Source organism: Paraburkholderia sp. BL21I4N1, from assembly GCF_002973525.1.
In the GTDB taxonomy this organism is placed as follows: Bacteria; Pseudomonadota; Gammaproteobacteria; order Burkholderiales; family Burkholderiaceae; genus Paraburkholderia.
Genome location: NZ_PVEN01000009.1, coordinates 104,158 through 117,537, shown reverse-complemented (window position 1 = coordinate 117,537; position 13,380 = coordinate 104,158). Strand labels below are relative to the sequence as shown.

Annotated in this window: 12 protein-coding genes and 1 pseudogene; 10 read left to right on the top strand and 3 right to left on the bottom strand. The window is 64.6% G+C overall.

The features are described from left to right. The first annotated feature begins 97 nt into the window (after positions 1–97). On the top strand, positions 98–667 hold the full coding sequence (locus B0G83_RS22745) for a Fur family transcriptional regulator (RefSeq protein ID WP_105509656.1): 570 nt from the start codon (positions 98–100) through the stop codon (positions 665–667). An 83-nt stretch (positions 668–750) separates the two neighbouring features. Here the strand turns inward: B0G83_RS22745 and B0G83_RS22740 are convergent, their stop codons facing one another. Continuing rightward, positions 751–1,263 carry a response regulator gene (locus B0G83_RS22740; RefSeq protein WP_105509784.1) on the bottom strand — a complete coding sequence of 171 codons (513 nt, stop codon included), beginning with the start codon at positions 1,261–1,263 and terminating at the stop codon, positions 751–753. A 341-nt stretch (positions 1,264–1,604) separates the two neighbouring features. Next, positions 1,605–2,297, bottom strand: coding sequence for a TetR/AcrR family transcriptional regulator (locus B0G83_RS22735; protein ID WP_258168127.1), 693 nt, complete (start codon positions 2,295–2,297; stop codon positions 1,605–1,607). Between the two features lie 75 nt (positions 2,298–2,372). Between B0G83_RS22735 and B0G83_RS22730 the strand changes: the two genes are divergently transcribed. The 3 genes from B0G83_RS22730 to B0G83_RS22720 all read left to right on the top strand — a co-directional run bounded on the left by B0G83_RS22730 (position 2,373) and on the right by B0G83_RS22720 (position 6,576). Next, positions 2,373–3,905, top strand: a complete 1,533-nt coding sequence (locus B0G83_RS22730) for an MDR family MFS transporter (protein ID WP_105509655.1) — start codon at positions 2,373–2,375, stop codon at positions 3,903–3,905. A 380-nt stretch (positions 3,906–4,285) separates the two neighbouring features. Beyond that, entirely contained in the window at positions 4,286–5,305 is a 1,020-nt protein-coding gene (locus B0G83_RS22725) for a hypothetical protein (RefSeq protein WP_105509654.1), read from the top strand. Positions 5,306–5,502: 197 nt separating this feature from the next. Further along, positions 5,503–6,576, top strand: coding sequence for a TAXI family TRAP transporter solute-binding subunit (locus B0G83_RS22720; protein ID WP_105509653.1), 1,074 nt, complete (start codon positions 5,503–5,505; stop codon positions 6,574–6,576). Positions 6,577–6,636: 60 nt separating this feature from the next. Here the strand turns inward: B0G83_RS22720 and B0G83_RS22715 are convergent, their stop codons facing one another. Further along, a complete protein-coding gene (locus tag B0G83_RS22715; protein ID WP_105509652.1) occupies positions 6,637–8,070 on the bottom strand; it encodes a PLP-dependent aminotransferase family protein in 1,434 nt (477 codons plus the stop codon). Positions 8,071–8,185: 115 nt separating this feature from the next. On the opposite strand from B0G83_RS22715, the gene B0G83_RS22710 reads away from it, so the two are divergent. The 6 genes and pseudogenes from B0G83_RS22710 to B0G83_RS22685 all read left to right on the top strand — a co-directional run bounded on the left by B0G83_RS22710 (position 8,186) and on the right by B0G83_RS22685 (position 13,315). Beyond that, a complete protein-coding gene (locus tag B0G83_RS22710) occupies positions 8,186–9,073 on the top strand; it encodes a DMT family transporter (protein ID WP_105509651.1) in 888 nt (295 codons plus the stop codon). A 108-nt stretch (positions 9,074–9,181) separates the two neighbouring features. Then, a pseudogene (sapR, locus tag B0G83_RS22705) lies at positions 9,182–10,075 on the top strand (sap1 transcriptional regulator SapR). Positions 10,076–10,154: 79 nt separating this feature from the next. Continuing rightward, the gene (locus tag B0G83_RS22700; protein WP_105509650.1) at positions 10,155–10,376 is read left to right on the top strand and encodes a hypothetical protein; all 222 of its coding nucleotides are present in this window, start codon (positions 10,155–10,157) and stop codon (positions 10,374–10,376) included. 119 nt (positions 10,377–10,495) lie between these two features. Continuing rightward, complete coding sequence (locus tag B0G83_RS22695) at positions 10,496–11,083, top strand: GNAT family N-acetyltransferase (protein ID WP_105509649.1); 588 nt, start codon at positions 10,496–10,498, stop codon at positions 11,081–11,083. 209 nt (positions 11,084–11,292) lie between these two features. Beyond that, positions 11,293–12,369: a hypothetical protein gene (locus B0G83_RS22690; protein ID WP_146120282.1), complete on the top strand. Its 1,077-nt coding sequence runs from the start codon at positions 11,293–11,295 to the stop codon at positions 12,367–12,369. Positions 12,370–12,463: 94 nt separating this feature from the next. Further along, on the top strand, positions 12,464–13,315 hold the full coding sequence (locus B0G83_RS22685; protein WP_105509647.1) for a MerR family transcriptional regulator: 852 nt from the start codon (positions 12,464–12,466) through the stop codon (positions 13,313–13,315). Positions 13,316–13,380 lie beyond the last annotated feature (65 nt).

Sequence of the window (13,380 nt, the reverse complement as noted above, 5' to 3'; positions counted from 1 at the left end):
GAGCCGGCCGACGTTGGCCGGCGCGCGGTGCCCGAGCGCGCTGGGTACCTCGGGAGCACCCAGCACAGCGCGGCGCGCTGACCTTTATAATTGACCCATGAAGACCGCCAAGCCCGCCGCGCTCGCCGCCAAAGCCCCCTCCGCCGCTACTGCGCATGCCCATGAGCCGGGGCACACGCACGGCGTTTCGCAGGAAGCCGCGCTGACGCTCGCCGACGAATACTGCCGCGAACGCGGCGAAAAACTCACGCCGATTCGCCGCAAGGTGCTCGAATTGCTGCTGAATTCCGGCCGCGCCACCAAGGCCTATTCGCTGCTCGACGAAATGCGCCAGATCCATCCGGGCTCGGCGCCGCCCACGGTTTATCGGGCGCTGGATTTCCTGCTGACCGCCGGGCTCGTGCATCGGATCGAATCGATCAATGCCTTCACGGTGTGCCACGATCTGACGCAGTGCCAGCACGGCATTCTGGTGGTCTGCCAGCAGTGCGGTAACGTGACCGAGCTGCATCAGCCGAAGCTGCGCCAAGCGCTCGTCGCGCAGATCGAAGACGCGGGCTACCGCCTCGCCAGCGACGAAATCGAATTGAAGGGATTGTGTTCCGCGTGCCAGGCCGCGGAAGCGGAGGCCGACGCAGGGTCAGCGGCGGCGGTCGCCGCCAAGTAGCGCGGCCGCCACGGGCCTCACGGGCTCAATGCGCCGCAACGACAACCGTCGATCGGCCCATCCTCACCCTGTCATGAACCCGGTTAACCCGCCGCGCGCGCGTCGATCGCGTCGTGCAGCAACGTCACGAGGTCGTCGGGTAAAGCGGGTTTGGTCATGAAATGCTGGAAACCCTCGCCGATGCTGCGCAAGCGGTAGGCTTCGTCGGTGTGACCTGTTAGCGCCACCGCCACCGAAGGCGCGTGATCGCCGCGAATCTCGTGGTCGCGTAGCCGCTGGATCAGATAGAAACCGTCCATGGCCGGCAAATCGAGGTCGCACACCACGGCATCGGGCAACAGCCGCAAGGCCGCTTCCACGCCCTCTTCCGCATCCGCAACGGCGCAGACCTGCGCGCCTTCCGCTTCGAGTAACAAGGTCAACGACTCCCGGCTATCCGGGTCGTCTTCGACGAGCACGATCGTGGCCTGATCGAGTCTCAATGCTCCGTTCATTTTCTGTTGTTGCTCTAAGAATCCGGTTAGGCCGTCCGACGTGGCCAATGTATCGTTCTGCTGCGTGCCGCCGATTCGCGCGGCTGCGATGTCGCTGTTCATGGTTCCGACTCGATTTCGCACGCCGAGTTTCAGGCCGGTCGACAATTGAAACGTATCGACCCAGCCGACTCGCGCGCACAGTAACGCGCCAAAATTGCACGCCAATGAAAAACCGGCTTTCGGCGCCGCTCTTCCGGCGACCGATGCCGACACTTCCGATCCGCCACGGCGACGCGTGCCAGCACCCTCGGCACGGCGTTTCCGGCGCGGCGTCCGTTCCGCCATTCCTGTTTTTCTGCAACGCCCGTCGCGCTTCCCTTCGCGCGTGGCGTTCACGTTCATACGAGTGGTAGCACGTAGCGTGCCGCGACGACGTGCACCGAGCAATAACACACGACGTGTTACTCCGCCTTCTGCGGACCGATCCCTTGCACCAGCAACGCGACCGCATGCCGCGCGATCTCCTCGCCGCCGATCTTGCTGCGCACAGGATCGTTGCGCCACAACTTCGACGCGGCCAGCGGCAGAATCGTCAAGCCCAGCAACGTAACGAACACGAGCGCGGGCTCCAGCCCCGCGTTCAGACGGCCCTCCTCCTGCCAGCGCGCGATCGCGGCGAGGGAAGCTTTCTGATGCGTATTGCCGAACCGCTCCTGCATGCGCTGACGCAGCAGGCCGCCGTCGCTGATCACTTCGCGCACCCACAGTGACGGGAACCACGGGTGATCGGTCGCCACTTGCACGATCCGCCGCGCGAGTTGCGTGATCGCGGCAACCGGATCGTCGGGATTCTCCTGAAACGGCACGCCGAGACCCGCGCGCAACGGCGCGAAGCGTTCGTCGATGAGCACGTCGAGCAGTTGATCGCGGGTCTTGAAGTAGTAATGCACCATGGCCGGCGTGAAACCCGCCTCGCGGGCAATTTCCCCGAGTGTGGTGTCCACGATGCCCTGACGCGCGAACAGCGCGAGCGCGGCGTCGAGCAGCCGACTTCGCTGCTCCGGACCGCGCGGGGTGCCTGACGGACGGCCCGGGCGGCGCGCGAGCTGCGGCGCACCCGTTGCATCCTGCTTGTCTGACGGAATCCTTGCCATTGCATTCAATTTGACGGCTGCTATGATGTCTCCTATATTAATCGTTAAGTTAATTAATTTCAATACGACTCCCCCATGGAACAACCCACCCTTCAATCTTCCGACCTGCCGTCCGGCCCAGCGCCGGCGGGTGGGCGAACGGCCGATCATCCGCCGATCCGCCTGCTGTTTCCGGCCCTGCTGCTGGTGATGCTGCTCGCGGCGCTCGATCAGACGATCGTCTCGACCGCGCTGCCCACTATCGTCGGCGAACTCGGCGGGCTCAACAATTTGTCCTGGGTGGTGACCGCCTACCTGCTCAGCTCGACCATCGTCGTGCCCTTGTACGGCAAATTCGGCGACCTGTTCGGCCGCAAGATCGTGCTGCAGACGGCGATCGTCGTGTTTCTGGCCGGCTCCGCGTTATGTGGCGTCGCGCAGAACATGACGCAACTGATCCTGCTGCGCGCGCTGCAAGGGCTCGGCGGCGGCGGTCTGCTGGTCGTGACGATGGCCGCGATCGGCGACGTGATTCCGCCGGCCGAGCGCGGCCGCTTTCAGGGCGTATTCGGCGGCGTGTTCGGTCTGGCCACCGTGATCGGGCCACTGCTCGGCGGCTTTCTCGTCGAGCACCTGTCGTGGCGCTGGATTTTCTACATCAACCTGCCGCTTGGCATCATCTCGCTCGCCGTGATCGGCGCGGTCTTCAAGCCGCATGTGCGCCACGTGAAGCACACCATCGACTACATGGGCGCCGCGTTTCTCGCCGGTGCGCTCACCTGCATCATCCTGTTCACGAGCCAGGGCGGCACGATTCTGCCGTGGTCGTCGCCGCAATTGTGGTTCACGCTGGGCATCGGGCTGGTGTCGATCTGGGGCTTCATTCACGAAGAGCGCAGCGCGGTCGAGCCGATCATGCCGCTCGAACTTTTCAAACAGCGCACGTTTTTGCTGAGTAGCCTGATCGGCTTCGTCATCGGCGTCTCGCTGTTCGGTTCGGTGACGTTCCTGCCGCTCTATCTGCAGGTGGTCAAAAGCTCCACGCCGACGCAAGCCGGCATGCAGATGCTGCCGATGATGGGCGGCCTGTTCGTGATGTCGATGGTGACCGGCCGCATCATCAGCAAGATCGGCAAGTACCGCATCTTCCCGATCATGGGCACCCTGCTCGCGGCCGTCGCGATGTTGCTGCTCGCCCGTCTGCAGATCGACACGCCGATTCGTGTGATGTATATCGACATGGGCATTCTGGGCTGCGGACTCGGCATGGTGATGCAGGTGCTGATTCTCGCCGTGCAGAACACGGTCGAGTTCAAACATATGGGCGTGGCCACTTCCGGCGCGACCTTGTTCCGCTCGATCGGCGGCTCGATCGGGGTCGCCGCGTTCGGCGCGGTGTTCTCGAACGGTCTCGCCTCGCGCCTCGAAAAATTGATGCCGCCCGACACCGAATTGCCGCACGCGCTCGGGCCCGCGGCCATCCACCAGTTGCCCGCCGCATTACGCGAAGATTATCTGCAAGCGTTCGCCGGTGCGTTGCACACGGTGTATCTGTCGGCTGCATGCGTGGTGGTGCTTGCCTTCGTGCTGACGTGGTTACTGAAGGATCATCCGTTGCGCAAGCATTGATCTTCAGCGCGCTTCACACTAGCGCATGATGCATGCGCTTATTGACGAGGTCGGCCGCCGCAGGCGCCGACCTCGTCGTGCTTTTGTCGCTGCAAACGCGCGCCTAAAATGAAAAAACGTCGCGCTCGCTCGTCCTGCCAACATGCACGGTATTTCGTCGTACCTACAAATGTTCGCTAGCGCACACAGGATAGGTACGAACGTCGATTGACGTGCCATTTAAAACGCCACATATTGCGAGCAGCGGCAGCGCAAGCGCGAGTTTGCAGCCCTAGACTCTCCGGCGCATGTGGATCGTGATTTCCGCGGACCTGGCGGCCGCTTCAATCCGATCCGGAGCATGCCGTAACGGCATCGTTTTCCTCAGGTGGGTCCTCAGCATGGCCACCCAGACCATCACCGGCCACAGTTTTCCGACACCGTGCAAACGCTGCGGCGGCGCACTGTACCGGCAAGTCGACTATTGCCCGTATTGCGGCGCGGTGCATCCGCTCGAAGGCGGTCCGCACAAGCGCGCCGTGATTCCCGGCAGCCGCGCGAGCGCAATGAATAAGGTGGCGCAAAAAATCGGTTTCGATCCCGCCGCACCGGGCGAACCGGATCTCGCCTCGCGCACGGCGAATGCGGGTGAATCGCTGCCCGGCGAAGCCGTGATGCACACGCCGTCGATCGTGGCCACGCATCCGCCGGCGCCGGCGCTCACCGATTTGCCCGAGTCGAAGCATCGCGCCGCGATACCCAATCGCAGGACCACGTTGCTGATTGTCGGCGTGCTTGTCGTCATCGGCCTGGTGGCTGGCGCCTATGCACTATTCGGCGACAGTCGCGATTCGCAGAACGGCGGCAACGATCAAAGCGCCGACGCGACGCAGGACGCCAGAACCACCACCGGCACGATCGCTCTTTATAAACCGCAAGAGGCCCAACGGGCTCAACAGAGCGCTGCGAATACGCCCGCCGCGCCGGGCGCCAACGTCCGAGCCAATCCAATCTTTCCGACCGCGCCGGTCGTGCAGCCGCTCGCCGCAGCGCCCGTCAAACCGGCACCGCAGTTCCGCGATGCCGCGCAAGCCGTGCAGGCGGCGCGACTCGCTTTCCGTGCCAACGACCTGTCCACGGCTCAGGCCGCGCTCGGCGCCGCGCAAACGCTGCAGCCGGGCAACGCGGACGCCCAGGATCTCGCGATCGAATTGCGCCCGTTGACCGCGCGCCGCGACGCCGCCTTGCAGGCGGCGCAAACCTGCGTCGCCCAACAGTCCTGGCCCTGTGCGCGTCAGCATGCCAACGAGGCGCTCACCATCGATACCGGCAACGACACGGCGAAAATCATCCTGGAGCGCGTGATTCGCGAGACCGGCTGGGCGCCGCTGAATTCGCACGCCGCGACGGCGGCTCAGTAGCGGATCGTTGGGATACCGAACGACGCGGCGGATTTCTCGGCCGCGTGGCGCAAGCGCTGAATCGCGCCGTTCTGAGCGGCAACAGACGGACACGACACGCGCGCCCCAGCGACCCTACCAGGGCAAACCGGCTCAACGGTGCTTCACGCGCGCCGACGCGGGAAGCGGAACGAACCTCACCGATAGGTAGAGAGACCATGCTGAAGAGACTTTTGGCGGGATGGCTGGGGCTGGCGCTGCTGGTCGCATCTTCTCTGGTGTGTGCGGAACCTACGCACTACAAGATCGTCACCGGTCCGGAGCGCGGCACGTATATCCAGTTCGGCCAGGATCTGTCGAAATGGGTGGCACAGCCGGCGGGCATCGACCTGGAAGTGATGGCGTCGAAGGGTTCGGCCGAGAACGTGCAGCGCATGCGCTTCGAGTCCGGCGTGAAGCTCGCGCTCGTGCAATCCGACGTCTATCAGGCGTACATCGACATGGCCAACGCGGGCAATGCCGACGCCGGTACGGCAATCCGTCCGCTGCGCCTCATCATGCCGCTCTATGACGAAGAAATTAACGTCGTGGTGCGTGCCGATTCGCCGATGAAAACCTTCGCCGACATCAAGGACAAAACCATCAGCGTCGGCCTGCTCGGCAGCGGCACCGCGCAATCGGCCACGACGCTCTATCACCTGATGTTCGGCCAGTCGATCCCCGAACAGAATATCCAGCATCTGAGCAATGAAGACGCGCTGGCCGCGCTGATCGTCAAGAAAGTGGACGTGGCCATCATCGTGGTCGGGCAGCCGGCGAAACTGTTCAACGACATGAATCCCGAACTGCTGAACCAGCTTCGCCTGCTGCGCGCCGATCCCAACGCGCCGGAAACCTTGCGCGCCAAACAGACCTATTTCCCCGCGACGATCCGCGCCACCAGCTACCCGACCTGGATCAAGGAAGACACGCCCACGCTGACCGTCAAGGCGTTTCTCGTCACCTACGACTACGGGCTGCGCGACACCGTCGTCAATCTGAACCGCTTTGCCGATTCGCTGTGCGCGAACTTCGACAATCTGCAGGAGCACGGGCATCCCAAGTGGAAACAGGTGAAGCTCGAACTGCCCACCCTCGTGCGCGGATGGAAGTACTACTCGCCGGTCGAGAAGCATTTGCGCGCGTGTCTCACCAACAAGAGCGCGGCAATGAACGCGGCGGCGGCGCAGGCCGTGCAGAAACCGCGCGCCACCTGCACGGATCAGGAACGCCTGCTTCTGCTGTGCAAGTAGCCGGCTGATCTGAGCTCAACGGAGCGACGCAAAGCAACGCGGCGGCAGCGCGCGTGCGAGTCACACATGCGCCTGCTGCCGGGAAGCTGCCGTTGCGTCCATTGCACGTTGCAGCGCCTCGTAAACCTTCGGGCGATTGCACTGCGAGACGTTGAAGCGCAGAAATCCGGCCGACGTCTGCGACGCGCTGAACACATTGCCCGGCGCGAACACCACCCCCGCTTCCAACGCATGACGCGCGATATCGGCCGCGTCGAGCGCCTCGGGCAGACGCGCCCACACGAACATGCCGGCGCGCGGCCGCGTCCAAATATCGAGGCCCGCATAGCCGAGCCGCCTGATCGTCTCACTCATCGCATCGGCCAACTTCGCGCGCATCGATTCCAGATGACGCCGGTACGTTCCGTCCACCAGCAACCGATGCACGACGCTTGCGTTGAGCTCGCCATTGCCGAACGAGGTGGCCAGCTTCAGATCGATCAACGACTCCACCCATTCGGGGCGCGCGGCGATGTAGCCGGAACGCGCCGCCGCGGACAGCGTTTTCGAAAAACTGCCGATCGACACGACCCGCGCGAGCCCGTCGAACGCGGCCAGCCGGGGCGCGGCTTCGTCTTCGAAGTCGGCGAAGATGTCGTCTTCGACGATCAGCAGATCATGTTCGCCGGCCAGCTTCAGCAACCGGTGCGCGACGGCCGGCGCCAGCGTCGCGCCGGTCGGATTGTGGATCGCGGAGTTGGTCACGTAGAGTCGCGGACGATGCTCGATCAGCGCCCGCTCGAACGCCGCCAGATCGGGACCGGACGGCGTATAAGGCACGCCGACGATCCGTGCGCGATGCGCGCGCAGCAAGGCCTGAAAGTTGAAGTAGCACGGGTCGTCGATCAGCACGGTGTCGCCCGGTTCGAGCAGAAACCGGCACACCAGATCGAGCGCATGAGTGCCGCCGTCGGTCAGTACGATCTGCTCGGGCGGTGCGTCGACGCCATGCTGCGCGAGCCGCCACGCCAGTTGCTGACGCAGCGCCGGCAGCCCATACGGACTGGCGTATTCGGCCAGCGACGCCTGCGGATCGCGCGCCAGGGCCCGCAACGCGCGGCGCACGCCGTCTTCCGGCAACCACGCAGGCGGCATCCAGCCGCAACCCGGCTTCAACACCTTCGAGCCCGCTTGCAGCGACTGCCGCGTGAGCCACAGCGGATCGACCTCCCGATCGAGACGCGGTCCGAGATCGGCGAGCGCGAGCGGCGGCGCGTGACCCGACACGAAAAAACCCGAGCCGCGCCGCGCGACGATCGCGCCTTCCGCGACCAGCCGGTCGTAGGCCTCCACCACTGTCGACTTGGACACACCGAGGGTCTCCGTCATCGCGCGGATCGACGGCACGCGCGCGCCCGGCATCAGCGAGCGGCTCGCAATGCGTTCGCGCAGACTGTCCATCACCGTGCCGACACGCGTGCCCGAGGCCGCACGGTTACTATCGCTTTCCGCCATCTGTACTGCTCCACGGTAAGTACAGTTTGTACGAATTGTACTGTTCCGTAGCTTACCCTTTGCGGCGCAAAAGCGCATGCTATGTGCTTCATTCGCCTTCGCACGGACACTTTCGATGGACAAGACAACCAACGGCTGGCTAAGCGGCATGATCGGCGTGCTGATTTTCAGCGGCTCGCTGCCGGCCACGCGTATCGCGGTGCAAGGTCTCGACCCGGTGTTCCTGACGGTTGCCCGCGCGACCATCGCCGGCACGCTCGGTCTCCTGTTATTGCTGGTGTTTCGCGAGGCCCGCCCGGCACGTCGCGATCTGATTCCGCTGGTAATCGTCGCCCTTGGGGTGGTGGTCGGCTTTCCGCTGCTGACAGCGCTCGCGCTGCGCCACGTGAACGCGGCGCATGCCGTGGTGTTCGTCGGCCTGCTGCCGCTCGCCACCGCGATCTTCGGCGTGCTGCGCGGCGGCGAACGCCCGCAGCCGGCATTCTGGCTATTCTCCGCGCTCGGCAGTAGCGCGGTGGTCGCGTTCGCGTTGCGCCACGGCATCGACGCGTCGCCTGTCGGCGATGCGCTGATGCTGGCCGCGATCATCGTCTGCGGGCTGGGCTATGCCGAAGGCGCGCGGCTGTCGCGCCACCTCGGCGGCTGGCAGGTGATTTCGTGGGCGCTGGTGCTGTCGTTGCCGCTCATGCTGCCGCTCGCGTGGTGGACGCGCCCCGCGTCGTTCGACGGCGTCAGTCATGCCGCGCTGTGGGGGCTTGCGTACGTGTCGCTGTTCAGCATGCTGATCGGTTTCGTGTTCTGGTATCGCGGCCTCGCGCTCGGCGGCATTGCCGGGGTCGGGCAGTTGCAACTGCTGCAGCCGTTCTTCGGCCTGCTGCTGGCCGGCTTGCTGTTGCATGAAGAAGTACCGCTCGCCATGATCCTCGTCACCGTCGTGGTGGTGGCCTGCGTGGCGGGCGCCCGGCGCTTCGCGCGGGCTGCGCCGGCGCGCCCGGCTGTCTGACGGGAACCGGCCGGATCGGCGCAACGCGGCGCGATACAACGCCGGCGGCCGGTCGACTATGTCATCATCCCGACGACCGTTCCACCACTGCCTTGCGCCGCGATTACGATGCCGACCGCTTTTACCCAAACCGTCGAAGCCCGCTTTGCCGAACTCACGCCGACCTCCAAACGCGTCGCCAGCTATATGCTGGCCAATCTCGACCGGCTCGGCCTCGAAACCGCCGACCAGATCGCCCAGCAGGCCGGCACCAGCGGCATTTCGGTGGGGCGCTTCCTGCGCAGCATCGGCTATCAGAACCTCGACGATCTGAAACGCGAACTACGCGGCGCGCAGGAGCGTCCGTGGCTGATCACCGACCGGCTCGACGCGTTCCGCCGCGGCGCCGGTCAGCACGACGAAGCCGCGCCGCACGCGGGCAGTCCCACGGCGCCGAACGCGGCGCTTGCCCATTCGCTCGAACTCGAGGTCGGCGCGATCCAGCATGTCTATCAACTCGCGCAATCACCCGCCTTCGCGCGTGTCGCCGATCGCATCGCCACCGCGGACGCCGTCTACATTCTCGGCATTCAATCCACGCGCGGTATCGGCAACGCGTTCTATAGCTAACTCGAATATCTTCGCCCGCGCGTGTTCTATTCCGACGGCATGTCGGGCTCGTATGTCGATTCGCTGAACTCGGACTTCAAGTCGCCGTATCTGATCGTCACCGACACGCGCGCCTATTCGAAGGTCGCGCGCCGCTATTGCGAAGCGGCCACGCGACGCGGTTTGCCGTTCGCGCTCGTCACCGATATCTATTGTCCGTGGGCGCGCGAATTCGACGGCGACCTGCTGCAGGTGAAAACCGATGTCGGTCAGTTCTGGGATTCGCTCGCGCCGCTCACCTGCCTGTTCAATCTGCTGATCTCGGCAATCGTCGAACGGCTCGGGCCGGGGATCGACGAGCGCGTGGCGCGCAACCGGGAACTGCAAAGCGAATTCGACCAGTTCGATCTTTGACGCCTACGGCGCATTGGCGCGTGCTGCACGGTCCGCTGCAAACCGGGTATCCTCTGCGGCTCGTTCCGAAGGAGGATTCATGAAACTGTCGCTTTGCCTCGTCGCCGCTTTGACACTGTCCGCCGGTGCGTACGCGCAAACCTCGCAAACCTTCCGCTTCGGCGAAGGCCAGAGCTCGCTGCCGTCTGGCAACGACCATGGCGCCGCCGCGCAAGCCAAGGCCAACCCAAAGCACAAGACCCAACACCCGAAGCGTCACCGTGGTCACGTGAAGCAGCCGGACACGACCTCGCATAACTAACGGTTATCGCCCACGAATAGCGGCCATACGCGAAAGCGATTTTTGACTCGCTTCAAATCCGCGCGCGCGGCGGGCATAGTGAAACGTATTCGTCACCACCGGCCATGACAGGAACACGTATGAGCACCGCCCACCCCGCGCCCTCCACGCCCGCCGCATTGAATGCGACCGCGAACGCACCGCTGATTCGCGACGCCACCGAAGCCGATCTGCCCGCGATCCAGGCGATCTACGCGCACCACGTGCTGACCGGCGTCGCCTCGTTCGAGGAAATCCCGCCTTCCGTCGACGATCTGCGCGCGCGGCTCGCGTCGGTGCGCGGCCATGGGCTGCCGTATATGGTTGCCGAGATCGACGGCGACGTCGCCGGCTATTGCTACGCGACGCCTTACCGGCCGCGCGCCGCGTATCGCAACACGATCGAAGATTCGATCTATGTGAACGACGCGTATCGCGGCCGAGGCCTCGGACGCATCCTGCTCGAAGCGCTGATCGCACGCTGCGAAACCGGCCCGTGGCGTCAGATGGTCGCCGTGATCGCCGACGGCGGCAGCGGCGGCTCGCTGTCGCTGCACACGCGGTTGGGCTTCGAATTGACCGGCACGTTGAAGGCGGTCGGCTTCAAGCATGGCCGTTGGCTCGATACCACGCTGATGCAGCGCAAGCTCGGCGTGGGCGATTCGACGCCACCGGACGACGTCGCGTAAGAACGCACCTGAAGCGCTCGCGTCGCCTTGTCACTGGGCGCGCCGGCTCGCTGCGTCTAATGTCAAGGTGACTCGCGGCGCCAACGGGAAACAGCGCGCGAGAGGGTCGATGTCCCGTTCAGCGGAATCGACGTCACCTCGACATTCAGGAGCGCGCCGTGCCTCATCCGTTCTTTTCATGTCAGCGCGTGAAGCGCCCGACGCATCCGGTGCATCCGGCGCGCAGCGTCGACGCAACTCGTTCACGCTTCGCGGCGGTTCGTGCAACCTGGCTGCCGACCTACCTGCTGCTGTGTCTGCTGGCTGCGGCTGGAAACAGCGTCGCCTCGACGATAACGGACTTCGACGGAGCGGTCGCGCGCGGCTTGCCGACTGGATTACGCGGCGACTTGCCGGTTCACGAAACCGCGCGTGCCGATGCGACGCGCGCCGCCGCGATCATGCATGTCGACACGCGCATGCCGGTCAAGCTGGTCTACCCGGACAGCGGCGAAGCCTCGCTGTATCGCGGCAAGGTCGACGGCTATCCGGCGATTTTTACCCGTTACGCGGACCGCCTGGATATTTTCGTCAACGCCGCGCCCCACTCCGACGCCTACAACATCAGCTACGCCGGCGAAAAAACCCACCCTGAAGTACGCGTTCTAACGCAGCCGGCCACGAGCGAAACATTGGGCGACATCGTGCTCCCGGCGATCAAAAAAACACCGGCATCGACTACCGGCGACCGGCCAAAGGCGAAGAGCGGCATTCGCAAACCGCCCGAATGGGTGTTTTCCATTTTCGTTCACGACGACGCCAAAAACGTCGCGCTCAACGATCACCTGAGCTGGTGGATTGGACTCATCGAAGCCATGCTGCCCGCTGGACGCACCATGAAGATCGACATTCGCCGCGACCTTCCCGGCATCACCGACTTTGCCTATACCGGGGGCGACACCGCCAGAAAACTCCTTGACTGGTCGGCACAGGTGGACGCTCAGTTCCCGCAGGACGAGGCCGGCGTCAATAACAAATTCCTCCTTTTCACGGACGAGTGGGTGAGCGCCGGGGTGGGAGGAATAGCTCATCAGGGCGGCGACTATGGCATTGCCAGCGCCAAAGGCCATCAGTTCCTCGCGCACGAATTCGGCCACATGTTAAAGGCAACCCATGAAAACGCCGAGATCAGATACAACGGCTGGTGGTGCGAAACGATCATGTTCGCCACGGCGCTCGATTTACGATCGAACTGCTATGACTACAGCGACGCCAATGAAAAACTGATTCGAGCCTACCTGGAATAACCGTCGCGGCAAACACGCGACGCCCGGTCCCGTCGCGCAACATGACGCACTGCCACGCTGGCGGCCGCGTCGACGGCCGCGTTAAAATCCGCCCATGCCCAACACGCCGCCCTCCGTCCCGCCCTCGCCCGCCGACGCCAACGTCGCGGCCAGCCCTGCGCCGCGCAACGAATACACCGTCGACGAACTCGCGCGCGTCACCGACACCACCGTGCGCAACGTGCGCGCCTATCAGGACCGGGGCCTGCTCGCGCCGCCGGAAAAGCGCGGCCGGGTCGGCGTGTACGACGACACGCACGTGTCGCGTCTGAAGCTGATCAATCATCTGCTGACTCGCGGCTACACGCTCGCGAACATTCAAGACCTGATCATGGCGGTCGACGAGGGCCACGATCTGCGCTCGATCCTCGGTCTGGAAACCGCGATCGGCGGCCGCTGGTCGCGTGAGCGTCCGAAGAAATACTCGCTGATCGAACTGCTGCAAATGTTCGGCGACAAAGCCACGCCGAGCGCGCTCGGCAAAGCGGTCGAGCTCGGTCTGCTGGAGCGCCACGGCCTGTCGTTCGTGTCGGGTAATCCCACGGCGCTGGCCGCCGGCGCCACCATGGCAAAAGAAGGCATTCCGCTCGCCGATCTGCTCGACGCCGTCGGCATCGCCCGACCGCATTTCCAGGCGGTCGCCAAGGCGCTGGTGGATCTCGTGGTCCATCAACTGGATCGCTACGACGCCGACGCACTGCCGCCGCCCGCCGACGTGCCCGCGTTGGTCGACGCGATCTGGCGCGTGCGGCCGCTCGCCATGGTGCTGGTGGAAAGCGAAATGAACCGCGCACTCGAGGAAGCCTCCGGCGATTACCTGGGCGACCGCGTCGCGGCGATCATGGAAAAGAAGCTGGGTCATCCCGCCGACGGCGCCGCGGCGAAACCGGACAAGCCGAAGAAGTAGCGGCACGCCGCACGCCACGTGCGGCGCCGCCGCCCCGCGCGTCATATTCAAATCTCCATTGCTTC